This window comes from Streptomyces sp. YJ-C3, assembly GCF_053891275.1.
Genome location: NZ_CM132685.1, coordinates 8,392,870 through 8,415,923, shown reverse-complemented (window position 1 = coordinate 8,415,923; position 23,054 = coordinate 8,392,870). Strand labels below are relative to the sequence as shown.

General features: G+C 72.6%; 22 protein-coding genes. 14 read left to right on the top strand and 8 right to left on the bottom strand.

Annotated features, from left to right (window positions below; translation table 11 throughout):
- Positions 1 to 115: 115 nt before the first annotated feature.
- Positions 116 to 1,567 (top strand): hypothetical protein, encoded by a 1,452-nt coding sequence (locus ACVHNB_RS38120; RefSeq protein ID WP_456226932.1) that lies wholly within the window; start codon positions 116 to 118, stop codon positions 1,565 to 1,567.
- Positions 1,568 to 1,601: 34 nt separating this feature from the next.
- Here the strand turns inward: ACVHNB_RS38120 and ACVHNB_RS38115 are convergent, their stop codons facing one another.
- Positions 1,602 to 2,870 carry an ABC transporter substrate-binding protein gene (locus tag ACVHNB_RS38115; protein WP_428954021.1) on the bottom strand — a complete coding sequence of 423 codons (1,269 nt, stop codon included), beginning with the start codon at positions 2,868 to 2,870 and terminating at the stop codon, positions 1,602 to 1,604.
- Positions 2,871 to 2,987: 117 nt separating this feature from the next.
- Here ACVHNB_RS38115 and ACVHNB_RS38110 point away from each other — a divergent pair, with 117 nt between their 5' ends.
- The gene (locus ACVHNB_RS38110; protein WP_456226931.1) at positions 2,988 to 3,488 is read left to right on the top strand and encodes an SCO4402 family protein; all 501 of its coding nucleotides are present in this window, start codon (positions 2,988 to 2,990) and stop codon (positions 3,486 to 3,488) included.
- A gap of 56 nt (positions 3,489 to 3,544) precedes the next feature.
- Positions 3,545 to 4,423: a formyltetrahydrofolate deformylase gene (gene purU / locus ACVHNB_RS38105; protein ID WP_428954023.1), complete on the top strand. Its 879-nt coding sequence runs from the start codon at positions 3,545 to 3,547 to the stop codon at positions 4,421 to 4,423.
- Positions 4,424 to 4,685: 262 nt separating this feature from the next.
- On the opposite strand, the gene ACVHNB_RS38100 is transcribed toward purU, so the two are convergent.
- Positions 4,686 to 5,969 (bottom strand): MDMPI N domain containing protein, encoded by a 1,284-nt coding sequence (locus ACVHNB_RS38100; protein WP_428954024.1) that lies wholly within the window; start codon positions 5,967 to 5,969, stop codon positions 4,686 to 4,688.
- Positions 5,966 to 6,538 (bottom strand): sigma-70 family RNA polymerase sigma factor, encoded by a 573-nt coding sequence (locus ACVHNB_RS38095; protein ID WP_428954025.1) that lies wholly within the window; start codon positions 6,536 to 6,538, stop codon positions 5,966 to 5,968. Before ACVHNB_RS38095 ends, ACVHNB_RS38100 begins: the two co-directional genes overlap by 4 nt.
- A 311-nt stretch (positions 6,539 to 6,849) precedes the next feature.
- On the opposite strand from ACVHNB_RS38095, the gene ACVHNB_RS38090 reads away from it, so the two are divergent.
- Positions 6,850 to 7,224 carry an STAS domain-containing protein gene (locus ACVHNB_RS38090; RefSeq protein WP_428954026.1) on the top strand — a complete coding sequence of 125 codons (375 nt, stop codon included), beginning with the start codon at positions 6,850 to 6,852 and terminating at the stop codon, positions 7,222 to 7,224.
- Between the two features lie 175 nt (positions 7,225 to 7,399).
- On the top strand, positions 7,400 to 7,897 hold the full coding sequence (locus tag ACVHNB_RS38085; protein WP_428954027.1) for an EF-hand domain-containing protein: 498 nt from the start codon (positions 7,400 to 7,402) through the stop codon (positions 7,895 to 7,897).
- A 21-nt stretch (positions 7,898 to 7,918) separates the two neighbouring features.
- Here the strand turns inward: ACVHNB_RS38085 and ACVHNB_RS38080 are convergent, their stop codons facing one another.
- The gene (locus tag ACVHNB_RS38080) at positions 7,919 to 9,466 is read right to left on the bottom strand and encodes a class I adenylate-forming enzyme family protein (protein WP_456226930.1); all 1,548 of its coding nucleotides are present in this window, start codon (positions 9,464 to 9,466) and stop codon (positions 7,919 to 7,921) included.
- Positions 9,467 to 9,613: 147 nt separating this feature from the next.
- Here ACVHNB_RS38080 and ACVHNB_RS38075 point away from each other — a divergent pair, with 147 nt between their 5' ends.
- From ACVHNB_RS38075 to ACVHNB_RS38060, 4 genes are all read left to right on the top strand, one after another.
- Entirely contained in the window at positions 9,614 to 10,816 is a 1,203-nt protein-coding gene (locus ACVHNB_RS38075) for an amidohydrolase family protein (protein WP_428954029.1), read from the top strand.
- Positions 10,817 to 10,826: 10 nt separating this feature from the next.
- Positions 10,827 to 12,008 carry an acyl-CoA dehydrogenase family protein gene (locus ACVHNB_RS38070; protein ID WP_456226929.1) on the top strand — a complete coding sequence of 394 codons (1,182 nt, stop codon included), beginning with the start codon at positions 10,827 to 10,829 and terminating at the stop codon, positions 12,006 to 12,008.
- A 2-nt stretch (positions 12,009 to 12,010) separates the two neighbouring features.
- Entirely contained in the window at positions 12,011 to 12,871 is an 861-nt protein-coding gene (locus ACVHNB_RS38065; protein ID WP_456226928.1) for an acyl-CoA dehydrogenase family protein, read from the top strand.
- A 432-nt stretch (positions 12,872 to 13,303) separates the two neighbouring features.
- A complete protein-coding gene (locus ACVHNB_RS38060; RefSeq protein WP_428954032.1) occupies positions 13,304 to 13,765 on the top strand; it encodes an ATP-binding protein in 462 nt (153 codons plus the stop codon).
- A 325-nt stretch (positions 13,766 to 14,090) separates the two neighbouring features.
- On the opposite strand, the gene ACVHNB_RS38055 is transcribed toward ACVHNB_RS38060, so the two are convergent.
- Positions 14,091 to 15,017: a cyclase family protein gene (locus ACVHNB_RS38055; RefSeq protein WP_428954033.1), complete on the bottom strand. Its 927-nt coding sequence runs from the start codon at positions 15,015 to 15,017 to the stop codon at positions 14,091 to 14,093.
- Positions 15,018 to 15,118: 101 nt separating this feature from the next.
- On the opposite strand from ACVHNB_RS38055, the gene ACVHNB_RS38050 reads away from it, so the two are divergent.
- The 3 genes from ACVHNB_RS38050 (at position 15,119) to ACVHNB_RS38040 (ending at position 18,360) form a co-directional block, all read left to right on the top strand.
- On the top strand, positions 15,119 to 16,030 hold the full coding sequence (locus tag ACVHNB_RS38050) for an SDR family oxidoreductase (RefSeq protein WP_428954034.1): 912 nt from the start codon (positions 15,119 to 15,121) through the stop codon (positions 16,028 to 16,030).
- 77 nt (positions 16,031 to 16,107) lie between these two features.
- The gene (locus tag ACVHNB_RS38045) at positions 16,108 to 17,298 is read left to right on the top strand and encodes an acyl-CoA dehydrogenase family protein (protein ID WP_456226927.1); all 1,191 of its coding nucleotides are present in this window, start codon (positions 16,108 to 16,110) and stop codon (positions 17,296 to 17,298) included.
- A 12-nt stretch (positions 17,299 to 17,310) separates the two neighbouring features.
- On the top strand, positions 17,311 to 18,360 hold the full coding sequence (locus ACVHNB_RS38040) for an alcohol dehydrogenase catalytic domain-containing protein (RefSeq protein ID WP_456226926.1): 1,050 nt from the start codon (positions 17,311 to 17,313) through the stop codon (positions 18,358 to 18,360).
- 151 nt (positions 18,361 to 18,511) lie between these two features.
- On the opposite strand, the gene ACVHNB_RS38035 is transcribed toward ACVHNB_RS38040, so the two are convergent.
- Positions 18,512 to 19,489: a GlxA family transcriptional regulator gene (locus tag ACVHNB_RS38035; RefSeq protein WP_428954037.1), complete on the bottom strand. Its 978-nt coding sequence runs from the start codon at positions 19,487 to 19,489 to the stop codon at positions 18,512 to 18,514.
- A 71-nt stretch (positions 19,490 to 19,560) separates the two neighbouring features.
- Between ACVHNB_RS38035 and ACVHNB_RS38030 the strand changes: the two genes are divergently transcribed.
- Positions 19,561 to 20,877, top strand: coding sequence for an MFS transporter (locus tag ACVHNB_RS38030; protein ID WP_428954038.1), 1,317 nt, complete (start codon positions 19,561 to 19,563; stop codon positions 20,875 to 20,877).
- Positions 20,878 to 20,922: 45 nt separating this feature from the next.
- Complete coding sequence (locus ACVHNB_RS38025) at positions 20,923 to 21,510, top strand: hypothetical protein (protein WP_456226925.1); 588 nt, start codon at positions 20,923 to 20,925, stop codon at positions 21,508 to 21,510.
- 7 nt (positions 21,511 to 21,517) lie between these two features.
- Here the strand turns inward: ACVHNB_RS38025 and ACVHNB_RS38020 are convergent, their stop codons facing one another.
- Both ACVHNB_RS38020 and ACVHNB_RS38015 read right to left on the bottom strand, forming a co-directional pair.
- Positions 21,518 to 22,138, bottom strand: coding sequence for a flavin reductase family protein (locus ACVHNB_RS38020; protein WP_456226924.1), 621 nt, complete (start codon positions 22,136 to 22,138; stop codon positions 21,518 to 21,520).
- A 72-nt stretch (positions 22,139 to 22,210) separates the two neighbouring features.
- Positions 22,211 to 23,044, bottom strand: coding sequence for an enoyl-CoA hydratase/isomerase family protein (locus ACVHNB_RS38015; protein WP_428954041.1), 834 nt, complete (start codon positions 23,042 to 23,044; stop codon positions 22,211 to 22,213).
- Between the last annotated feature and the right edge of the window lie 10 nt (positions 23,045 to 23,054).

The window sequence follows — 23,054 nt, the reverse complement described above, 5'->3', positions numbered from 1 at the left end:
TTGTTACTCCCGTCGCGGGGGAGGCTTCCGGGATTTGAGGTGCGTAGCACGGGCGTACGGGGACCCGGTAGCGTGAGCCGACGATTCCGAAGGTCCCCCATACGTAGGAGTCCCGGTGACCCAGCAGCGCGGACAGGGTGAAGATCCGCATCTTCCGGCGGCACGGCAGGCGCACGAAGGCGTCGTGCTGCCCGCCGACGGCGGTGAGCCCTTGTTGCCGGGCACGTTCGGCGACCAGGCAGGACCCGCGGGCGCGGCCCCGTGGGGCCAGCCGTGGGGGCCCGAGTCCCAGCAGGCGCAGGCCGCCGGGCCGATGCCGACGTACGAGTGGGGCGGGCAGAGCGCGCAGCCCCAGGCGGGCGCCGCTCCGCTGCCGCCCCAGATACCGGCGCAGCCCCAGCACGGCGCCGCGCCGCTGCCGCCCGCCGCGCCCACCGGCTACGACGGCTCGCACGGCGGCTCCTACGACGCCCCGTACGCCGCCGGTTCCTTCGACGGGGACGCCACGCAGTACATAGCCCCGGTCGCCCCGCCTCAGCAGCACGCGGCCCCGCTGCCGCCCGAGGCGCCGGCGGCCGACGCCACGCAGTACCTCGGCCGTGCGCCGCAGCAGCCGATGCCGGGCGCGCTGCCCGACGCGGTGCCGGGGGGCCCGGACAGCGAGGCGACCCAGTACATCCCGCCGGTACCGGCGGAGCCGCAGGGCGCTCCCTATGACATCCGCCCCGGTGCGCCGGGCGAGCGGCAGCCGCCTGCCGAGTTCGACGCCCTCTTCCGTACGGAGCCCGAGGGTCCGGCCGCGTCGACGCAGCAGATGCCGCGCTTTGAGCAACACGCCCAGCAGGCCCCGCACGCCCCGCACGCCCCGGGCGGGCGCGGCCCGCAGGTCCCGCCCCAGCAGCAGGCGTACGAGCCGCAGCCGCCGCGCCGCAAGTCCCGCACCGGTTCGAATGTGCCGCTGATCGCGGCCGTCGGTGTCGGCATCCTCGTCGTGGGGATCGGCGCGGGCGCGCTGCTCAGCGGCGGCGGGGACGACGACAAGGGCGACACGACCAAGCCTGTCTCGAACTCCTCGCCCGCGCCCTCGGACCAGTCGTCGCAGGCCGCCGACCCGGTCAAGGCGCAGGCCGTCGCCCTCGACAAGCTCCTCGCCGACTCCAACAACAGCCGTGAGGCCGTGGTCGGGGCCGTCGCCAACATCGGCGCCTGCAAGGAGCTCCCGGCGTCCTCCAAGGCCCTGCGGGACGCCGCGACCCAGCGCAACGGCCTCGTGACGCGCCTCAACGGCCTCGCCGTGGACAAGCTGCCCGACAACGCCGCGCTGAAGGACGCCCTCACCCAGGCGTGGAAGGCGTCCGCGTCGGCGGACACCCACTACGCGGCGTGGGGCGACCAGGTCGGCGGGAAGAAGGGGTGCCACAAGGGGCGGGCCAAGGTGACGCCGCAGCGCCACGCGGGCGATCAGTCCAGCGTGACGGCCTCCACCCAGAAGACGAAGGCCGCCAAGCTGTGGAACGCGATCGCCTCGAAGTACGGGCTGACCCAGCGGACGGCCGTGCAGCTCTAGGGCCGGTCCGGCGGATGCGGGGCGGGGCGCCCGGTCAGGGCGCCTTCGCCAGCGTGTCCGTCACGTCCACCTGGGCCTTGCGGGTCGCGACGAGACGGCCCTGCTGGACCTTCTGGTAGGTGACCCGGGCGTTGACCAGGCGGGGGAACTCGCCGGCCGCGGACATGTGGTCGTAGCCCCAGCGCAGCGGGGGCGTGAGGCCGCCCGTCGTGACCTTCATGCCGTTGTCGAGGGCGATGCGGACGGTGCGGGCGGTCACGTCGCCGTCGCCGAGCGACTCGACGACCTGCTTCAGCACGGTGTACGCGATCCAGGTGGTCTGCACGCCCGCGTCGGCCGGGTCGATCCGGTTGTCGCCGAAGGCCTGCTCGTTGATGGCCTTGCGCATGGGGTTCCAGCGCGCGTCGTCGGCGGTCGGGTACCAGCCGGTGACGTACGCCCCCTCGTACGGGCTGTGCGCGCCGCCGGTGCGGTTGATGACGGACTGGTCGACGCTGCCGAGGACGGTCGCCGTGCGCACCGCCGGGTATGCGGTGCGCAGCCGCCGGAACGAGTCGAAGAACGTGTCCGTGCGGTCCCCGAGCACCGCCGCGACGCAGCCCTCGCCGAGCGGGTCCGCGCTCGCCGTGGTCAGCGCCTGCCGGGCCTGGCCGTCGTAGTCGGTGGAGTCCTCCGCGGCGCGCAGGTCGACGGCGGCGGGGCGGTCGCGCAGGGCGAGGCCGGTGTTGAGCAGGGCCGGGAGATCGTCGCCCGCGACGGTGTCGGGGCGGATCAGGACGGTGCGGTCGCAGCTCGCGGCGAGCTGCTGGCCGTTGCCCGCGAGCAGGGCGGCCTGGCCGCCGTTGACCGGGTAGGACAGCGGGCTGGTGAACTCGGCGTCGGTCACGCCGTAGCCCCCGATGTAGGGGATGCCGGCGGCCTCCAGCGGCGACAGGAACACCCGGCCGTGCTGGCTGTAGGAGCCGACCACGGCGACGGCGCCCTGGTCGACGGCGGAGTGGGCGCACTTCGCGGCGCCCACGCTGTCGTTGCGGTCGTTGCAGGTGAGCACCCGCAGAGTGCGGCCGCCGATGCCGCCGTGCGCGTTGACCCAGCGTGCGTACGCCCGGGCCATCGCGGGCATGCCCGGCATGTTCGTCGCGTCCGTCTTCTCCGGGGCCCAGGTCATCACGGTGACCGTCCGGTCCCCGGAGTCCCCCGTGGCCCCGGGGACCAGTCCGCAGCCGGTCACCAGGGCCGCGCCGGTGACGGCGGCAGCGATGCGGACGGTGGTCTTGGTGGTGGTGTGGCGCCAGCCGGTCATGGACGTGCACGATTCCGCCGCATCCCGAACCACCGAGTGACCCGCGGTCGACGTGTGGTGACGCGGAGGTGAATTACGGGGGGCGGTCGGGGTGCCGGAGGGCGGGACGTACGATCGATGACCGTGCAAAGCTCGGAGAACTCTTCCCGCCGCGGCCGTCGCTCCACAAAGATGGACGCCATGCCACTCAACGACATGCCGTGGTGGCGCTGGCGCAGCAATGTGCGCTCCGCGCTGCACATGCTCTCCGACCCGTCGTTCCAGCGAAACGTTTGGCTCGCCGGTGTGGACGGGTACGGGGACGTGACCGACGCCGTCTACCGCCTCGTCGAGGACACCTGGCTGGACAACTGGTCCGCCGAGAAGTACGTCGGAACGATCTTCCGCGACTCGCAGGAGGCGTCTCTCGTCGACACCGCCGTGCTGCGGGTGCTGCGGATCATGCACCAGGTCGGGCCGGACGCGCCCGTCTCCGCCTATCTGGACGATCCGGGGTGGCCGGAGGCCGTGCGGGCGGCGCGGGACGCGCATGTGAGGCTCGCCACGAGTGACGGCGAGGATCCCGAGACCGCGCCCCGGACCCTCGAAGTGCTGCGGATCATGACGCGGGCGGCCTGAGTCCGTTCCCCGGGACGCCTCCTCGTGGTGCGGGGCGGTTGTGGGACCCTTGGCCCATGAACGCGCAGTCCGCACCTGTCACCGGCCCCGAGCAGTACGTCCTCACCCTCTCCTGCCCCGACAAGCAGGGCATCGTGCACGCCGTGTCGAGCTACCTCTTCATGACCGGCTGCAACATCGAGGACAGCCAGCAGTTCGGTGACCACGACACGGGACTGTTCTTCATGCGCGTCCACTTCAGCGCGGACACCCCCGTCACCGTGGAGAAGCTGCGCGCCAGCTTCGCCGCCATCGGGGACTCGTTCCGGATGGACTGGCAGATCCACCGGGCCTCGGACCGGATGAAGATCATCCTGATGGTCAGCAAGTTCGGGCACTGCCTGAACGACCTGCTCTTCCGGGCGCGGATCGGCGCGCTGCCCGTCGACATCGCCGCCGTGGTCTCCAACCACACGGAGTTCGCCGAGCTGGTCGGCACGTACGACATCCCCTTCCACCACATCCCGGTGACCAAGGAGACGAAGGCCGACGCAGAGGCGCAGGTCCTCGAACTGGTCCGCGCGGAGGGCGTCGAGCTCGTCGTTCTCGCCCGGTACATGCAGGTGCTGTCGGACGACCTGTGCAAGCAGCTGAGCGGGCGGATCATCAACATCCACCACTCGTTCCTGCCGAGCTTCAAGGGCGCGAAGCCGTATCACCAGGCGCATGCCCGGGGTGTGAAGCTGATCGGGGCGACCGCGCACTATGTGACCGCCGACCTCGACGAGGGGCCGATCATCGAGCAGGAGGTCGAGCGCGTCGGCCACGACGTCACTCCGGACCAGCTGGTCGCGATCGGCCGGGACGTCGAGTGCCAGGCGCTGGCGCGGGCCGTCAAGTGGCATGCGGAGCGGCGGATTCTGCTGAACGGGCGGCGGACGGTCGTGTTCGCCTAGGGGGTCGTCGCGGGCCGCGGGCTGCGGGCCCGGGGCTTCGAGTCGGCTGCGGGCCGGTGGGGCTTCTCGCGCAGTTCCCCGCGCCCCTGAGATGCGCACTGCGTGCGCCATCTCGGGCCGGAGATGCTGCACGAAGTCTCCCGATGGAGGCGCGGCGAAGCCGCATGCTCCAGGGGCGCGGGGAACTGCGCGAGAAGCCACGACGAAACGCGCACTCGGCGGCGGGCCGCAGCCGGGCAGATGAGGGGACGTCCCTCTCCAGCTACATCCGGCTCAGCGCCGCCGTCGCCGAGAGCACATCGCGGATCGCCTGACGGTCGCCGACCTGCCCCGCGGCCGCCTCGTCCGGCGACACATGCCCCGCGGCGAGACGGCAGAACTCGACCCCGTCCAGGGCGACATGGGCCACCTCCCGCTCGGCGGAGCCGCTCGCGGGGGAGTCGAGGGCGATCAGCCACTCGCCGCCGCCCGCCCCCTCGACCTCCAGGCGCAGACTGCGGCCGGGCGCACCGGACGCGACCGGTTCGAGCGCCGGGGCCGCCAGGCCGGTGCGGCGGCGGGCCGCGAGGGAGACGGGCAGCATCCGGGCGGCGAGGTCGATCATGCGGTTGAGATGGCGCGGGGCAGGCGGCTCGTAGGGATAGTCCACCGCGTCGGCGATGTCACCCGCGTGGATCCAGCACTCGAAGGCCCGGTCGATCATGGCGTCGCGCAGGGCGAGCTCGAAGTCGCCGTACGAGACGGGGAGTTGCCCCGAGCCGTCGGTGTCCGCCGTGTCGGTCCCGGCGAAGGAGACGGTGCGGATCAGGGCGTGCGACTGGTCCCGCCAGGGCGCGCGCACGGCGCCGGTCGGCGGGAAGTGGGACGCCTTCCAGTACGCCTCCGTGCGCGCGGCCGGCCCGATGCCGTCGCGCGCGGGCGCGCCGAGCGGGTCGTCGAGGCCGAGGGCGCGGGCGATCAGGCCGTCGACGCTGGTGAGATGGGCAATCACCCCGGCGACCGTGGTCCTGCGGCTGACGTGCTCCTCCTGCTCGTACCAGCGCAGCCGCACCGGCGCGTGCCACTCGCCGTCGCCGATGTCCTGGAGCAGCGCGTCCAGGCGCGCGGTCTCCGCGTCGTACGGCGTGGCCCAGGCGGGGACCGGGATGCGGGCCGGGCGCCGGGTGAGGCAGCCCTCCAGGACGCGGGCGCGCAGCATCGGGTCGAGGTCGAGGGACTCCTCGGCGTGCAGCAGGCCGACGGCGTCGCGCAGCCGCAGCGCCTCCTCCGCGCAGGTGCCGCAGTCGCCCAGGTGGTCCTCGACGGCCGCGGACTCCTCGGGCGAGCAGGCCGCGAGGGCCCAGGCGCCGAGCAGCGACTTGAGGACGCGGTGCTCCAGGACGAGGGGCTCGGGCAGGGTGAACTCGGGCAGCGGGTGCCCGGTGTCCTCGACGGAGACGCGCGGTGTCGGTATCCGCAGGGCGTCCGCCGCGCCGCCGCTGCCGTGTCCGTCCTCCGGCCCGTCCCCGTACGGATCGAAGCGGTCCGGGCCGTGTGTCCCGCTCATGCCGGCCTCCCGTACCGCCCGGGAGGTGTGCCGCTGTCGTGGGCCGTGGACAGCAGTTGCAGGCCGAGGCGGAGGCGGCGGCGTGCCTCGTCCTCGGTGACGCCGAGGTCGGCGGCGGTCTGGCGGTAGTCGCGGCGCTGGAAGTACGCGAGCTCCAGGGCGGCGCGCAGCGGGGCGGGCATCGACGTCACGATGTAGTCGGCGCGGGCCGCGGCGGAGGCGCGGCGCACCTTGCGCTCCAGGTCCTCGGTGGTGCCGAGGCCGGTGCGCACGAGGGCGGCGGACTCGGTCTGGCGCAGCCGCTGGACGGCCTGCTGATGCGCGAGCGTGGCGATGAAGGAGCGCAGCGGTCCCTGCTTGGGGTCGTACGCCTCGGGGCTCTCCCAGATGCGGGTGAAGACCTCGCGGGTGATCTGGTCGGCGGCGTCCTCGTCGTCCAGGACGCGGTGGGCGAGCCCGTGCACCAAAGACGCGAAGCGGTCGTACAGCTCGCCGAGCGCGGCGGCCTCGCCGTGCGCGAGGCGCTGCTGCATCCTCCGGTCCCAGCGGGACGGAGTGTCCTTGGGCATGAGGCCCCCTCACCGAACTGCCCGTACTGCTCTTGCCTGATACTCGAATGTAGTCCGCGGTGCCGACAACGGACGCTCCTTTGACGCATTGTGCGCCCCGATACGGCAGCTGGTGATAAAGAACGGTGCTGTCCGGTGCGTGATCGGGCCCGAACTCCCTGTCCGCAACGGTCCGGATCTGACCGGCCCGGCTTTAACCAGGCCATATGTGATAGGCCTGCGGGGGTGTTTCAGCGCGTCGCGGCCGGGCAGCCGCGCAGTGCAAACGTAAGACCGGATTCCGGATCGGCCAGGGAGAGGAGGCGGGGAGCGTGACGCTCAGAGTGACCGAGTCGGGGCGGGGCGACTGGGCCGTCGTACGCGTGTCGGGCGAGATGGACCTCGTGACGTCCCCCGCGCTGCGCCAGCAGGTCCACGAGGCGGTCGCCGACGGCCGCCGCAGTCTCGTGCTCGACCTCTCCGACGTGCTGTTCTGCGACTCCAGCGGTGTCGGCGTGCTGATCGCGTCCCGCCGGCTGATGCGCTCCTGCCAGGGCCGGCTGCGGCTGATCCTGCCGGCGCAGGGCGCGGTCGACGGCTCGCACGTGAACCGGGTGCTCGGCGCCCTCGGCGTGCGCCGCCTCTTCGAGGTGTACCCGGACGTGGCGGCCGCGGTCGACGACGACGCGGCGCCGATGTCGGCCTGACCTGCGGCCGGCGAGGGACGGACGGACCCCGGTCCCCGGGACATGACAGGGGCACATCCCTGTCCCGGAATTCCTGCGGTCCTGACACAACCCCTTCACTTTTGGCACCCGGTGCCCCGGCCCGACGTACGCTCCCAGGCGTAGGACTCACCGATGCGAGAGGCGGCCCATGAGCATGGACGAGCGGAGGATCGCGACCCGGTTCGCCGGCTTCGACCAGGACGGCAACGGCTACATCGACCGCGAGGACTTCTACGCCGCGGCGAAGGCGCTGCTCGCCGAGTTCGACACCACGGCCCGCTGCGACAAGGGGCAGGCCCTGTTCGCCGGGGCGGAGGCGTTCTGGCAGGGCATGGCCGGGATCGCGGACGTGGACGGCGACCAGCGGGTCACCCGGGGCGAGTTCGTGACCGGGGCCGTGAAGCGGCTGCGGGACAGCCCGGAGCGGTTCGCCGAGATCGCGCGGCCCTTCCTGCGCGCCGCGATCGCGGTGGCCGACGGGGACGGGGACGGGCTCAGAACAGCCGCCGCGGAACGGGTGTTGAAGGCGCTGGGCGTCGAGGCCGGGATCGCCTCGGGGGCGGTCGCGGCCCTCGACACCGACGGGGACGGGCGGATCTCGGAGGAAGAGGTCGTCCAGGGGTTCGCGCGGTACTTCACCGTCCCGGAGTGAGCCCGCCCGGGCCCGCGGCCCTCACCGCCGCTCCGCATACCGCTCCCGCAGCTTGTACTTGAGGACCTTGCGGAGGGTGTCGTTGCGGGGGAGGGCGTCCAGGACCTCCAGCTGCTCGGGGAGCTTGAACGTGGACAGGCCCTGTGCGCGCAGGTACGACGTGATCGCGTCCAGGGCCGGCCGGCCGGCCCCCGGGCGGAGTTCGAGGACCGCGCAGACCCGCTCCCCGCGCTCCGCGTCCGGCAGGCCGATGACCGCCGCGTCCTGGACCGCGGGGTGTTCGTGCAGCAGGTCCTCGATCTCCTTGGCCGAGATGTTCTCGCCCTTGCGGATGATGATGTCCTTGGCCCGGCCGGTGAGGACCAGGTGGCCGGTGGGCAGCACGTGGCCCAGGTCGCCGGTGATCAGGAAGCCGTCCGCGTCGAAGGCGTCGGCGCTCTGGCGCGGGTCCAGGTACCCCTGGCAGACCGCCTCCCCGCGCAGCCGGACCTCGCCGTCGACCCCGGCGGGAACCCGCTTGCCGTCCCCGTCCACGATCCGGATCTCCATGCCCTCGGGCGGCCGGCCCTCGGTCGTCGCCAGGTTCTGCGCCGTGTCGTCCGGCGCCCCCATCGTGATCATCGGCACCTCGGTCATGCCGTAGCCGTGGGTGAGCTGGACGTCCATCTCGCGCACCACGGAGTGGTACACCTCGGGCGGCTTCGGCGCCCCGCCGCCCGCGAGGAGTCGCAGGGTCGGGATCACCTTGTGCCCGGGGTCCTTGCGCTGCTCCGCCAGGAACATGGAGTAGAACGCCGTCGACCCGCCCGCCACCGTCACCCCGTGCCGCCGGTACTCGTCCAGCGCGTCCGGCAGCGCGAACTGCTCGAACATCACCGCCGGGAACCCGTAAAGGAGCAGCATCACCGTGTAGTCGGGCCCGGCGATGTGCGCGTACGGGAACGCCATCGAGCCGACGTCCGACTCCGACAGGTGCAGCGCGTGGGCCAGGCACGAGCCGCCCGCGATCAGTGAACGGTCCGTGTGCAGCACGCCCTTGGGGTCGGAGGTGGTGCCCGACGTCCAGTAGATCCAGCGCACGGACGTGCCCGAGGAGGGCGGGGCGGGCAGCACGGCCGGGTCGCCGTCCGGCAGGTCCGCGTCCTCGTACGCCTCGAAGACGCCGCGGGCGCCGAGCCGGCGGGCCATCTCCGTGTGGTCGAAGCCGCGCCACACGCCCGGTGTCGCGAAGAAGTCGGCCTTGGACTCCCGCAGCGCGAAGCCGACCTCGCGGTCCCGGTAGAACGGGATGACCGGGGTCTGGACCGCGCCGAGGCGGGCCAGCGCGAAGGTGAGCAGGGCCGTCTCGATCCGGGTGGGCAGCTGCCAGGCGACCACCGACCCCGGGCGGACCCCCTTCTCGTACAGGCCGGCCGCCACCCGCTCGGCCCGGTCGCGCAACTGGCCGAAGGTCAGCGTCCGTTCACCCTGGAGGAGGACCGGGTGGCCGGGGGTGAGCGCGGCGCGGCGCTCGACCAGCTCCCAGAGCGTGCGGGACGCGCCCAGGGCGTGTGCGGTGCTCTGCGTCATTGCCGTGACCCCCATCGAGTGTCCAGCCGAACTGACGGATCGTCAGAATCCGATGAGAGCGTAAGTCCGTGCTTCTTGTCGGTCCAGGGGTGCGGGGATAGCCTGCATCTGACGGGTCATCAGATATCGCGGAGGGGCTCAGCACTCATGACGGAACTGCCGCGCATCGTCAGCGTCGACGACCATGTGATCGAACCGGCCCATCTCTTCGAGACCTGGCTGCCGGCGAAGTACCGCGACCGCGGGCCGAAGCCGCTCACCGCCGGGATCGGCGAACTCGCCTACGTGGCGGGCAAGTACCAGATCACCATGGACCCCGACGGGCCGCCCACCGACTGGTGGATCTACGAGGACCTCAAGTTCCCGTACAAGCGCAACATCGCCGCCGTCGGCTTCGACCGGGACGACATGACCCTGGAGGGCATCACCCGCGCGGAGATGCGGCGCGGCTGCTGGGACCCCAAGGCCCGCCTGGCGGACATGGACCTCAACCACGTCGAGGCCAGCCTCTGCTTCCCGACCTTCCCGCGCTTTTGCGGCCAGACCTTCGCCGAGGCGCACGACAAGGAGGTCGCCCTCGCCTGTGTGCGCGCCTACAACGACTGGATGGTCGACGAGTGGTGCGGCGACAGCGGCGGCCGCCTCATCCCGCTGTGCATCATCCCGCTGTGGGACATCGACCTCGCCGTCGCCGAGATCCGGCGCAACGCGGCGCGCGGCGTACGCGCCGTGACGTTCTCCGAGATCCCCACCCACCTCGGCCTGCCGTCCATCCACTCCGGGTACTGGGACCCGTTCTTCGCGGTCTGCCAGGAGACCGGCACCGTCGTGAACATGCACATCGGGTCCTCCTCCCAGATGCCGGCCGCCTCCCCCGACGCACCGCCCGCCGTGCAGGCCTCGCTCAGCTTCAACAACGCGATGGCGTCGATGATGGACTTCCTGTTCAGCGGCGTCCTGGTGAAGTTCCCGACGCTCAAACTGGCCTACAGCGAGGGGCAGATGGGCTGGATCCCGTACGCCCTGGAGCGCGCCGACGACGTGTGGGAGGAGCACCGCGCCTGGGGCGGGGTCAAGGACATCGTCCCCGAGCCCCCGTCGACGTACTACTACCGGCAGATCTTCTGCTGCTTCTTCCGCGACAAGCACGGCGTCGCCTCACTGGACGTGGTCGGGCGCGACAACGCCACCTTCGAGACCGACTACCCGCACGTCGACTCGACCTTCCCGAACACCAAGGAGGTCGCCCTCGACCACGTGAAGGGCCTCGACGACGAGACGATCCACAAGCTGATGCGCGGCAACGCCATCCGCATGCTCGGCCTCGACCTAGACGAGCGCGCCGAGTAGGGGCGGGCGGATGGACCTCACGTACACCGACGAGGAAGAGGCGTTCCGGGCCCGGCTGCGGGAGTGGCTCGCGGCCGAGCTGCCCACGCTTCCGGCGAAGCCGTCGCCCGGCGACTGGCCGGGGCGCCGGGCCTACGACACGGGCTGGCAGCGCAGGCTCCACGACGCCGGGTACGGGGACGTCCACTGGGACGCCTCGCCGACCACCCGGCTCATCTTCCTGGAGGAGACGGAGCGGGCCGGCGCGCCGTACGTGGGCGCCAACTTCGTCGGCCTGCTGCACGCGGGGCCCACCATCGCCGCCGAGGGCAGCGCCGCGCAGCGGGACCGCTGGCTGACGCCGGTCCTGCGCGGCGACGAGGTGTGGTGCCAGGGGTTCAGCGAGCCGGACGCCGGGTCCGACCTGGCGGCGCTGCGCACCCGCGCGGTGCGCGACGGCGACTCGTACGTGATCAACGGCTCGAAGATCTGGACCTCGCACGCCGAGGTCGCCGACTGGTGCGAACTCCTCGTCAGGACCGACCCGGACGCCCCCAAGCACCGCGGCATCACCTGGCTCGCCATGCCGATGGACACTCCGGGGATCACGGTGCGCCCGCTGCGCACGCTCGCCGGGTCGACGGAGTTCGCGGAGATGTTCCTCGACGACGTACGGGTGCCGGTCGGCAATCGCGTCGGGGACGAGAACGACGGCTGGCGCGTCACGATGGTGACGCTGTCCTTCGAGCGCGGTACCGCCTTCGTCGGCGAGGTCGTCGCCTGCCGCCGCGTCCTCGGCGAGCTGGCGGCCCACGCGCGCAAGAGCGGCCGCTGGGACGACGCCGTGCTGCGCCGCGAACTCGCGCTGCTCTCCGCCGAGTTCAGCGCGCTGTGGCGGCTCACGCAGTGGAACGTCAGCGAGGCGCAGGCGAGCGGCGGGGTGCCCGGGGTGGGCGGGTCCGTGTTCAAGCTGCGGTACTCGCACGCGCGGCAGCGGCTGTACGACGTCGCGGCCCGGGTCCTCGGCGGTGCCGGGGCGCTGGACACCGGCCAGGAGTGGACCCTGGACCGGCTGTCGTCGCTGTCGTACACGATCGCGGCCGGTACGTCGCAGATCCAGCGCAACATCGTCGCCGAACGCATTCTGGGACTGCCGAAGGGTGCGAAGAGCACGAAAGTTTCGAAGGGTACGAAAGGTAGAGGAGGGCGCTGAGCGTGCACTTCCAACTGACAGCGGAACAGCGGGCGTTGCGGGACGGCATCCGGGAGCTGCTCGCCGGGCGGTTCGGGCGGGACGCGCTGCGCGAGGCGGTGCGGCGGCCCGTGGTCGACCGGGCGCTGTGGCGGGAGCTCGGCGCGGCGGGCCTGTTCGCGCTGTGCCTGCCGGAGGCGTCGGGCGGCGTCGGGCTCGGCCTGCCGGAGGCCGTGGTGGTCTTCGAGGAGTGCGGGCGGGCGCTGGTGCCGGGGCCTCTTGTGGCCACGTTCCTCGCGGCCGGGCAGGTGCCGGGCGCCGCGGCGGGCGAGGCGGTCGTGACGCAGCCGTTCGGCGGGCTCGTGCCCTGGCTGGACGAGGCCGACGTGGTGCGCGGGGAGGTGACGGGCGCCGAGCCCCTCACGTCGGTCGACCCGCTCACGCCCCTGCACCGGGTGCCGGGCGAGGGGCCGCCGCCTCCGCCCGGGGCCACCCTCCTGTTCGCCGCACAGCAGCTCGGGTCGGCCGGCCGCACCCTTGAGATGGCCGTCCAACACGCCCGGGAACGCGAGCAGTTCGGTCAGCCCGTCGGAGCGTTCCAGGCCGTCAAGCACCTGTGTGCCGAGATGCTCGTACGGGTCGAGGTGGCCCGCGCCGCCGTCTACGCCGCCGCCGTCACCGGGGACCCGGTCGAGCTCGCCGCCGCTGAACTGCTCGCCGACGAGGCCGCCGCGCAGGGGGCCCGTGACTGCCTCCAGGTGCACGGTGGCATGGGTTTCACCTGGGAGGCGGACGTTCATCTGCATCTGAAGCGGGCCTGGGTGAGTGCCGAGTTGGGCGGCTCGGCGCGGGCCGCCGAGGAGGTGCTCGCCGCCGCTCTGTGAGCGCGCGGCGCAGGCCATGAGGAAGGGTGCACGGACAGTGACCGTACGTCGATATCGGGTTGTGTCCTTCGCGGGGCTCGTCACGGCGCGGAGTCGGCGTCCGGCTCCGGTACCTTGTGGCAGATGCGAGTGGTGCTGAGCCCGGGCGATGGTGCCGGTGCTGCCTCCGAGGCGGCCCCGGGATCGGGGATGTGCGCCGCTCGCAGCGCAGGGCGGGGCGTCACGCCCGCCTGTTCGACCCCCCGCAGGACGCGTCGCACAGTATGCCGCACGCGTACTCCTTCGCGCTGGAATATGCCCGAAGCGCTTGTTGGGGTGACTGTACGTCAACCATGCTGTGCAGCAAGGGGATCACGGTCCGTGATCCTTGGCAGTGGCCAGGATGGTCAGTGGCGCGAGGCGACGTGTCCGCCGGTTCGGATGGTGTGAGCGGTGCAGGTGCTTCAGGTTCAGCTGGAGGTCGGGGCCGACCCCGCGGAAGTGGGCCGGGCCCGGAGGTGGGTGCGTTCGCGCCTCGCCGGTTCGGGGATAGACGCCGACGAGCCGCTTGCCGAGACGCTGATCCTGCTCGTCTCCGAACTGGTCACCAACGCCGTGGTGCACACCGGCCGTCCGGCGGTGCTGCGCATGGTCCTGCCCGCCGTCCAGGAGCGGTGTCCGGGCACCGTGCGCGTGGAGGTGGCGGACTCCAGCACCCGTCCGCCGACGCCCCGGCACGCGGACGGCGACGAGACGAACGGACGCGGTCTGGAGCTCGTCGACGGGCTGGCCGACCGCTGGGGCTGGCGGCCCGAGGGCGCGGGCAAGGCCATCTGGTGCGAGATCGACCGCTGTGCCGCCGCGGGTGCGGGCGGAGTGGCCGTCCATGACGGAGTGGCCTTCGAGGCGGTGTGACCCCTGTGGGGCCCCTGGGAAGATGCGCCGGGTCCGCACCTGTCCAGTGCTTCCGTGCGCGCTCGAATATTCTGCGCATTAACGGCAAATACCCGTACCGGAGTTGACGCTGAGTGTCCGTTTGGTCACGCTTGTGGTCAGCGATTCGCTGCGAGGGGACGTCGAGGGCCCTTGTGACGGGGGCCCTCGGCGCATACGGGTCGTTGCCCTTGGGGTGCGGGAAAAGAGGTGCCGGGTGCGGCCCGCGGTCCGTCCTTGCGGGCGGGGGACGCGGCCGCGCACCGGTAGGGGGCCCGCACCCCGGGGCTTCGCTCCGGGCCGGGGTTCAGAGCACCGCCACCGGGGCCACCGGGGTGCCGGTCGCGCCCCTGAAGGGCTCGGGCATCGCCGAGAGCAGGAACGTGTAGCGGCCTTCTTCTCCACAGGCTGTGGACAGGGATTCCAGATTCCAGTTCTGACCCTGCAGCATGCCCATCTCCACGAGGTCCAGCGCGTGCACCGGGAGCCACAGGTTCTCGATCTCCGGCGGGAAGATCTCGAAGGTCAGGGTGTCGTTCGCGACCGCCGCCACGTCACGGGCGTGGAACCACTCCGGGGTGCGCACCGACAGGCCCGGTGACGGGTAGCCGTACGCGTGCTTGTCGCCGGCCAGGTACACCTGGATCTGGCCGGTGCGGACCAGGACGATGTCTCCCGGGTGCACCTCGACGCGGCCGAACTCGGCCGCCTCGTCCAGGTCTTGGGGGGTCACGGCGTGGTCGCCGGGCAGCCGGTCCAGGCCCTTGGCCGCCGCCACGTCGAGCAGTACGCCGCGCGAGACGATGTACGGGGCCTTGTCGATGCCGCTGAACTCGGCGCCGCCGTGTGCCGTGATGGTGTCCGCCGGGCGGCCGTTGTAGAGGCGGCCCGAGTGCGAGACGTGGGTGAGGGCGTCCCAGTGGGTGGCCGCCTGCAGGCCCATCGTCACCGCGTCGTCGCTGCACGCGACGGTGTCCGGGCCGAAGATCTCCTGGTTGATCTGCACCATGGTGTGGAGCGGGTTGATGCGGCCGGGGATCATGCCCGACTGCACGCCGTCCTCCTTGAGGGGCAGCGCCAGGGGGACGCGGCGGCCCGTGCGGACCTCTGCCGCCGCCGCCCGGACCACCTCGTCCGTGACCAGGTTCAGGGTGCCGATCTCGTCGGCCTGACCCCAACGCCCCCAGTTGTTCACGCGTTTGGCGATGTCGTGGAACTCGGCGGGCAGCGGCATCGGGTCCTCCCGGGTCTTGTGTTCCGGTATCTGACGGGTCGTAGAATCCGAACCTGAGCAGAATCTAACGGGTCGTCAGAAACCGCGGGAAGGGGCCGGGCGTGGGGAACTTCTTGGCAGGCAAGGTCGTCGCCGTGACGGGGGCGGGGCGTGGCATCGGGCGCGCCGTGGCGCTCGCGTGCGCCGCCGAGGGCGCGAAGGTCGTCGTCAACGACTACGGGGTGTCCGTCGAGGGCGGCGAGCCCACGTCCGAGGTGGCGCTGGGCGTGGTGAAGGAGATCGAGGCCGCGGGCGGAGCCGCCGTGGCCGTCGCGGACGACGTGTCCACCATGGCCGGCGGGCAGCGGATCGTGGACGCGGCCGTGGAGGAGTTCGGCCGGCTCGACGGGGTGGTGTGCGTCGCCGGGATCCTGCGGGAGCGGATGCTCTTCAACATGTCCGAGGAGGAGTGGGACCCGGTGGTCGCCACCCATCTGAAGGGCACGTTCACGGTGTTCCGGGCGGCCTCCGCCGTCATGCGCAAGCAGGGCTCGGGGACCCTGGTCGGATTCACCAGCGGCAATCATCAGGGCTCCGTCGCCCAGGCCAACTACAGCGCCGCCAAGGGCGGGATCATCTCGCTGGTGCGCAGCGCCGCACTGGGCCTGCACAAGTACGGGGTGACCGCCAACGCCGTCGCGCCCGTCGCCCGGACCCGGATGTCGGCGAACGTGCCGATGGAGCTCAAGGAGATCGGGGAGCCGGAGGACGTCGCGGCCCTGGTCGTCTACCTGCTGAGCGAGCGGGCCCGCGCGGAGAAGATCACCGGCCAGGTGTACACGGTCGCCGGGCCGAAGATCGCCGTCTGGGCCCAGCCGCGGGAGCTGCGCGCCGGGTACGCGGACGGGCCGTGGACGCCGGAGCGGATCGCCGACTTTCTGCCCGGGACCGTCGGGACCGATCCCATGCCGATGCTCGCGGTGCTGGAGGAGATGGCGCGGGCCGCCGCGGCCAAGGAGCGTCCCAATCAGTAGCCGGGCCGGGGGCGGGCCGGTGGCCGGGTCCGGCGCCGGGTCGGTGAGCGGGCAATTCTCAAGTGGGCGGTGGTCGCGTGGAGTTCGGGTTCGGCGCTGAGGACGACGCGTTTCGGCGTGAGGCCAGGGAATGGCTGGAGGAGCATCTCGTCGGGCGGTTCGCGGGGGCCGTCGGGCGGGGCGGCCCCGGCAGTGAGCATGAAGGGGCGAGCGAACGGCGCGCCTGGGAGCGGGAGCTGGGGAGCGGGGGGTGGATCGGGCTCGGGTGGGGCGACGGCTCGTACGGCAATCGCGTCGCCGGTGTCACCCAGCAGGTCGTCTGGGCCGAGGAGTACGCGCGCGTGCGGGCCCCCGGGCGGTACGGGCACATCGGGGAGAACCTGCTCGCCCCCACCTTGCTCGCCTACGGAAGCGCGGAGCAGCGGCAGCGGTTCCTGCCGCCCATCGCACGCGGTGAGGAGCTGTGGTGCCAGGGCTACAGCGAGCCGGGCGCCGGGTCGGACCTCGCCTCGCTGCGGACCGCCGCCGAGCGGGACCGGGACGGGCGGTGGCGGGTCACCGGGCAGAAGGTGTGGACGTCACTGGCCCATGAGGCGGACTGGTGCTTCGTGCTCGCGCGCACGGAGGCCGGGTCCGTGCGGCACCGGGGGCTGTCGTTCCTGCTGGTGCCGATGGACCAGCCGGGGCGCATCGACGTACGGCCGATCCGGCAGCTCACCGGGACGAGCGAGTTCAACGAGGTCTTCTTCGACGGGGCCGTGGCGCGGGACGTCGTCGGTGAGACCGGCGGGGGATGGCGCGTCGCGATGGGTCTGCTCGGGTTCGAGCGGGGGGTGTCGACGCTGGCCCAGCAGATCGGCTTCGAGGAGGAACTGCGCAGGGTCGTGCGGGACGCCCGGGACACCGGCGCCCTGGACGATCCGGTGATCGCCGAGCGGATCGTGCGGCTCTGGGCCGAGCTGCGCACCATGCGGTTCAACGCGTTGCGGACGCTGGGCGGGGCGCCGGACGCGGTCGGGCCCGGTGCGCCGAGCGTCGCCAAGCTGCTGTGGGGCGGGTGGCATCAGCGGCTCGGAGAGGTCGCGCTGAGCGTGCGGGGGGCCGGCGCCGCGGTGGGGCCGGGGGACTGGTCCGCCGAGGACCCGTACCAACTCGACGAGCAGCAGCGGCTGTTCCTGTTCAGCCGGGCCGACACCATCTACGGCGGCTCGGACGAGATCCAGCGCACCATCATCGCCGAGCGGGTGCTCGGCCTGCCCAGGGAATGAGGCGTAGGTGTCATGAGGGGTGTTCTGTTCGACGGGCGGCAGGCTGTTGTCGTCGACGATCTGGAGATACGGGACCCGGGGCCCGGCGAGGTGCTCGTCGGGATCGCCGCGGCCGGCTTGTGCCACTCCGACCTCTCCGTGATCGACGGGACCATTCCGTTCCCGCGGCCCGTGGTGCTCGGGCACGAGGGGGCCGGGGTCGTGGAGGCCGTGGGGGCCGGGGTGACGCATGTCGTCCCGGGGGACCATGTGGCGCTGTCCACGCTCGCCAACTGCGGGGCCTGCGCCGAGTGCGACCGGGGTCGGCCGACGATGTGCCGCAAGGCGATCGGGATGCCGGGGCGGCCGTTCTCGCGGGGCGGGGAGCCGGTGTTCCAGTTCGCCGCGAATTCCGCCTTCGCGGAGCGGACCGTGGTGAAGGCCGTGCAGGCCGTGAAGATCCCGAAGGAGATTCCGCTGACGTCCGCGGCGTTGATCGGGTGCGGGGTGTTGACCGGGGTCGGGGCGGTGCTGAACCGGGCCCGGGTCGATCGGGGGGACTCGGTCGTCGTCATCGGGACGGGTGGGGTGGGGTTGAACGTGCTGCAAGGGGCGCGTCTCGCCGGGGCGTTGAAGGTGGTGGCCGTCGATGCGAACCCGGGGAAGGAAGGGGTGGCCCGGGAGTTCGGGGCCACGGAGTTCCTGACGGACGTGGGGGCGGTGCGGGGGGTGCTGCCGGACGGGGCCGACCACGTCTTCGAGTGCGTGGGGCGGGTGGAGCTGGTGCGGGCCGCGATCGATCTGCTGGACCGGCACGGGCAGGCGGTGCTGCTCGGGATGCCGGCGGCCGATGCGGAGGCGTCGTTCGTGCCGGCCCAGTTGTTCCTGGACAAGTCGGTGCTCGGGTGCCGGTACGGGTCGTCGCGGCCGCAGCGGGACATTCGGCTGTACGCGGATCTGTACGGGGAGGGGCGGTTGTTGCTGGACGAGTTGGTGACGCGGACCTATCCGGTGGAGGAGTTCGGGAAGGCGGTCGAGGACGCGGAGGCTGGCCGGGTTGCTCGGGGGGTGCTGACGTTTTAGGGGTGGTGCGCCTTGAAGGGAGGGTGGCCGTCTGGCGAATCAAGCCCCTCCGGCGATTGAGGAGCGGGGGCCGGGGCGGAGCCCCGGGGCTGGGCTGCGGCGCGGGGCAACAGGACAACCGGTCTCAGAAGATGGCGCGGCCCGGAACGGGTCAGCTCGCGGAGCGGAACGTTCGGCGGTAGGTCGTGGGGGTTACTCCCAGGGCCGACTGGAGATGCTGCCGCATGGACTGGGCCGTGCCGAAGCCCGCGTCGCGGGCGACCTTGTCGATGGAGAGGGCCGAGGTCTCCAGGAGATGGCGGGCACGCTCCACGCGTTGCTGGGTGAGCCACTGGCCGGGGCTGATGCCGACCTCTTCACGGAAGCGGCGCGTGAAGGTGCGGACGGACATGGATTCCTGCTCGGCCATGTCGCGGAGCTGGATCGGCTCGTGGAGGTGGGCCAGGGCCCAGGCGCGGGCCGCCGTCGTGGTCGCCAGCTGCGGCTCGGGTACCGGGCGTCGGATGAACTGTGCCTGGCCGCCGTCGCGGTGCGGCGGGACGACCGTGCGGCGGGCCACGTCGTTGGCGACGGCCGCGCCGTGGTCGCGGCGCACGATGTGCAGGCACAGGTCGATGCCGGCGGCGACCCCGGCGGAGGTCAGGACGTCGCCGTCGTCGATGAAGAGGACCTCCGCGTCCACCCGGACGGACGGGAACATCCGCTGGAAGGCCGCCGCGTCCGCCCAGTGCGTGGTCGCGGGGCGTCCGTCCAGGTGCCCGGCCGCGGCCAGCACCCAGCTGCCGGTGCAGATCGAGACCAGGCGCGTACCGGGGCGGATGTGGGCGAAGGCCTCGGCCAGGTCGGGGGAGAGGCGGCCCTCCTCGTAGACCGGGCCCAGTTCGTACGAGGCCGGGACGATCACGGTGTCCGCGCTGGCCAGTGCCTGGGGGCCGTGCTCCACCAGGATCGCGAAGTCCGCGTCGGTGCGGATCGGCCCCGGCTCGCGGACCGCGCAGGTCAGGACGGAGTAGAGCGGTTGTCCCGCCGCGTCCCGTGCCCGGCCGAAGATGCGCTGCGGGATGCCCAGTTCGAACGGGATGACCCCGTCGAGGGCGAGCACGGCGACACGGTGCGGCTGAGGACCCATGGCCCGATCCTAACGAACAATGGCATTCGGGCCACTCGATCGGGCGGGCCGGCTGCCGGAACCTCTCTGGTGTGACGACGCAGACGCAGCACCCCGCTCCCCGTACCGGACCCGCCACCGGCCGCAGACGCCCGCACCGCGCCTGGGCCGTCGCGGCGGTCACCTTCGTGACGATCATCGGCGCCGCGGCCTTCGCCTCGCTGCCCGGACTGCTCATCGAGCCGCTGCACGACCCGGACACCGGCTTCGGCTGGTCGCGGGGGACCATCGGGTTCGCCGTGTCCGTGAATCTCGCGCTGTACGGGATCACCGCCCCGTTCGCCGCCGCGCTGATGGACCGCTTCGGGATACGCAAGGTCGTCACCGTCGCCCTCCTCGTCATCTCGCTGGGATCGCTGCTCACCGTGTGGATGACGGCCGCCTGGCAGCTCGTCCTGTACTGGGGGGTGCTGGTCGGGCTCGGCAGCGGGTCGATGGCGCTCGCGTTCGCGGCCACGGTCACCAACCGGTGGTTCGTCGCCCGCCGCGGTCTCGTCACGGGCCTGCTGACCGCGGCCGGCGCCTCCGGACAGCTGATCTTCCTGCCGCTGCTCGCCTGGATCGTCGAGGAGCACCAGTGGCGGCCCGCCGCGGTCACGGTCTCGCTCGCCGCGCTCTCCGTCGTGCCGTTCGTGTGGCTGCTGCTGCGCGACCACCCCGCCGACGTGGGGGTGGCGCCCTACGGGGCCGAGGAGTTCGTGCCCAAGCCGGCACCGGTGACCGGGGCCGCCCGGCGGGCGGTCACCGTGCTGGCCAAGGCGGCCCGCACCGGGCCGTTCTGGCTGCTGGCCGGATCGTTCGCGATCTGCGGCGCCTCCACGAACGGGCTCGTCAAGACGCACTTCGTGCCCGCCGCCCACGACCACGGCATGCCGGTCCCGGCCGCCGCCTCGCTGCTCGCGGTCATCGGCGTCTTCGACGTGGTCGGGACGGTGGCGTCCGGCTGGTTCACCGACCGGTTCGAGGCGCGCCGGCTGCTGGCCGTCTACTACGCGCTGCGCGGGGTGTCCCTGCTGTTCCTGCCGGTCCTGCTCGCGCCGAACGTGCACCCGCCGATGGTCTTCTTCATCGTGTTCTACGGGCTCGACTGGGTCGCCACCGTGCCGCCGACCATCGCCCTGTGCCGCGAGCACTACGGCGAGGACAGTGCCATCGTCTTCGGCTGGGTGCTCGCCTCGCACCAGGTGGGGGCCGCGGTCGTGGCCTTCCTGGGCGGTGTGGCGCGGGACGTCTTCGGCTCGTACGACGTGATCTGGTACGCGTCGGGCGCGCTGTGCGCGGTGGCCGCGCTGATGGTGCTGGTGATCCGGCGGCGGGGCGCGGTGGCTCCGGTGGCCCTCGCGCACTGACCGGCCCGGGGGCGGAGCATGATGGTCGGCGAGGGGGGCCGATTGATGAGTGCGAGTACGGTCGGGCGGGCGAACGGGGGCGGGTTCCAGGCGTACCTGGTGGCCGCTGCCGGGCTGTGGGCGGAGGGCGCGGTGCTGGTCGCCGTGGCGTTCGTCCGTGACACGGGGTGGGCGATGAGCGACCTCGTCGTCACCCTGCTGCTCTGCGCGGGGCTGGGCGCGGTGGCCGCCGCCGTGTTCGCCGGGGTCTACGTCCTGCCGTCGCTGCTGCTCGCCCGGTGGGCGGGGCGGCGCCTCACGGGGCGTACGTCCTGGCCGTGGGCGGTGCTGGGGACGGCCCTGTGGCTGGTGCCCGCGCTCGGGCCGTGGATCCTGCTGAGGATCCTGGCGGGCCCGCAGGACACCGCGGACATGCCCGTCGATGCGGAGGACTGGTTCACTCCGGACACCTGGGCGCCGTCGGCGCTCCTGCTCTTCGTGATCATGCTGCCGCCGGCGCTGCTCGGCCATCTCGCGCTGCGGCGCGCCGAGGCGGGGCGTCCCGTGGCCCTGTTCGGCAAGACCCTGGGGGTCGGCGTACTGGGCTGCGTCGGCATCCTGGTGACGGGAGCCGTGACGTACGCCCTGGGGTGAGCGGCGCTCAGTCGCCGAGCCGAGCGAAGCGGCCCCGGTGGAAGAGGAGCGGGCGCGGTTCGTCGGCGTGGGTGCCGAGGGCCGTGACCCGGCCGACGACGATCAGGTGGTCGCCGCCGGTGTGGACGGTGTGGACCGCGCAGTCGATCCATGCCGCGGCCCCGTCGATGCGGGGCGAGCCGGACACCGGTGACGGCTCGTGCGTCACGCCCGCGAACTTGTCGGCCCCGCTCACGGCGAACGCCCGGCACAGCTCGCCCTGTTCGGCACCCAGTACGTTCACGCAGAACACGCCCGCCCGCGCGATCCGCGGCCACGTCGTCGAGGTGCGCGCCACCATGAACGCGATCAGCGGCGGGTCGAGGGAGAGCGAGGAGAAGGACTGGCAGGCGAACCCCGCGGGCCCCTCGTCCGGCGCGCTCGGCGGGGCCGTGACCACGGTGACGCCGGTCGGGAAGGTCCCCAGCACGCGGCGGAACTCGGCCGCGTCGACGGGCGCGCGCTCGTCGTCGCGAACGGCCCGCAGCTCGGGGCGGGGCAGTGCCTCCACGGGCCCCGCCGTGGTGGGGGCGCCGACCGACCTGAGGTACCGGACGACGGTGGCCGCCATCCCTGCGTGTCCCATCATGTCCTCCAGTGAAGCTGACTACCCGTCAGATTGGAAGGGTCGGTGGGCCCTCGGCTGCCCGCCCGCGGTCCGTCAGCGGCCGCGGAACTCCGGGTGGCGGCGCTCCACGAACCCGGCGACGCCCTCGTTCGCGTCGTGCGTGGTCATGTTCAGCTCCTGGGCCGTCGCCTCCGCGGCGAACGCGGTGGCGCGGTCCGTGTCCAGGGACGCGTTCACCAGCTGCTTGGTGAGGGCCAGGGCGCGGGTCGGGCCGGCCGCGAGGCGTTCGGCCCAGTCCCGGGCCGTCTTCGCCAACTCGGCGTCCGGTACGACCCTGTTGACCAGGCCGAGGCGTGCCGCGTCGGCGGCGGGCAGCGCGTCGCCGAAGAACATCAGCTCCTTCGCGCGCTGCGGGCCGATCAGGCGGGGCAGCAGATAGGCGCCGCCGCCGTCGGGGACCAGGCCCCGGCGGACGAACACTTCGATGAAGCGGGCCGACTCCGCCGCCAGGACCAGGTCGCAGGCGAGGGCGAGGTGGGCGCCGATGCCCGCCGCCGTGCCGTTGACCGCCGCGATCACCGGCTTCTCGCAGTCCAGGACCGCGGAGATCAGGCGCTGGGCGCCCAGCCTGATGGTGCGGGCCACGTCGCCCGCGATCCGTTCCCCGGTGGCGGGTGCCCCGCGCAGATCCGCGCCCGCGCAGAAGCCCTTGCCGGTCGCGGTGAGGACGACGGCGCGCACGCCGGGGTCCGCCGACGCGGCGGCGAGCAGCTCGATGAGGCGTTCGCGCTGGTCCCAGGTGACGGCGTTCATGGCTTCGGGGCGGTTCAGGGTGATCCACGAGACGGCGTTGTCAGTGGCGTGGAGTACCAATGAATCCAGGGAGTTCGCGGGGGGTGCGGACTCCTCGGGGGAGGGGTGTGTCATGGGGGAGCTC

Bases quoted from the DNA above. Each gene is read 5' to 3' on its own strand.
- ACVHNB_RS38035 (WP_428954037.1), bottom strand. From the start codon at position 19,489: ATGGGTCCTCAGCCGCACCGTGTCGCCGTGCTCGCCCTCGACGGGGTC.
- ACVHNB_RS38115 (WP_428954021.1), bottom strand. From the start codon at position 2,870: ATGACCGGCTGGCGCCACACCACCACCAAGACCACCGTCCGCATCGCT.
- purU (WP_428954023.1), top strand. From the start codon at position 3,545: ATGAACGCGCAGTCCGCACCTGTCACCGGCCCCGAGCAGTACGTCCTC.
- ACVHNB_RS38095 (WP_428954025.1), bottom strand. From the start codon at position 6,538: ATGCCCAAGGACACTCCGTCCCGCTGGGACCGGAGGATGCAGCAGCGC.
- ACVHNB_RS38085 (WP_428954027.1), top strand. From the start codon at position 7,400: ATGGACGAGCGGAGGATCGCGACCCGGTTCGCCGGCTTCGACCAGGAC.
- ACVHNB_RS38070 (WP_456226929.1), top strand. From the start codon at position 10,827: ATGGACCTCACGTACACCGACGAGGAAGAGGCGTTCCGGGCCCGGCTG.
- ACVHNB_RS38075 (WP_428954029.1), top strand. From the start codon at position 9,614: ATGACGGAACTGCCGCGCATCGTCAGCGTCGACGACCATGTGATCGAA.
- ACVHNB_RS38025 (WP_456226925.1), top strand. From the start codon at position 20,923: ATGAGTGCGAGTACGGTCGGGCGGGCGAACGGGGGCGGGTTCCAGGCG.
- ACVHNB_RS38055 (WP_428954033.1), bottom strand. From the start codon at position 15,017: ATGCCGCTGCCCGCCGAGTTCCACGACATCGCCAAACGCGTGAACAAC.
- ACVHNB_RS38015 (WP_428954041.1), bottom strand. From the start codon at position 23,044: ATGACACACCCCTCCCCCGAGGAGTCCGCACCCCCCGCGAACTCCCTG.
- ACVHNB_RS38040 (WP_456226926.1), top strand. From the start codon at position 17,311: ATGAGGGGTGTTCTGTTCGACGGGCGGCAGGCTGTTGTCGTCGACGAT.
- ACVHNB_RS38100 (WP_428954024.1), bottom strand. From the start codon at position 5,969: ATGAGCGGGACACACGGCCCGGACCGCTTCGATCCGTACGGGGACGGG.
- ACVHNB_RS38080 (WP_456226930.1), bottom strand. From the start codon at position 9,466: ATGACGCAGAGCACCGCACACGCCCTGGGCGCGTCCCGCACGCTCTGG.
- ACVHNB_RS38020 (WP_456226924.1), bottom strand. From the start codon at position 22,138: ATGATGGGACACGCAGGGATGGCGGCCACCGTCGTCCGGTACCTCAGG.
- ACVHNB_RS38110 (WP_456226931.1), top strand. From the start codon at position 2,988: ATGACCGTGCAAAGCTCGGAGAACTCTTCCCGCCGCGGCCGTCGCTCC.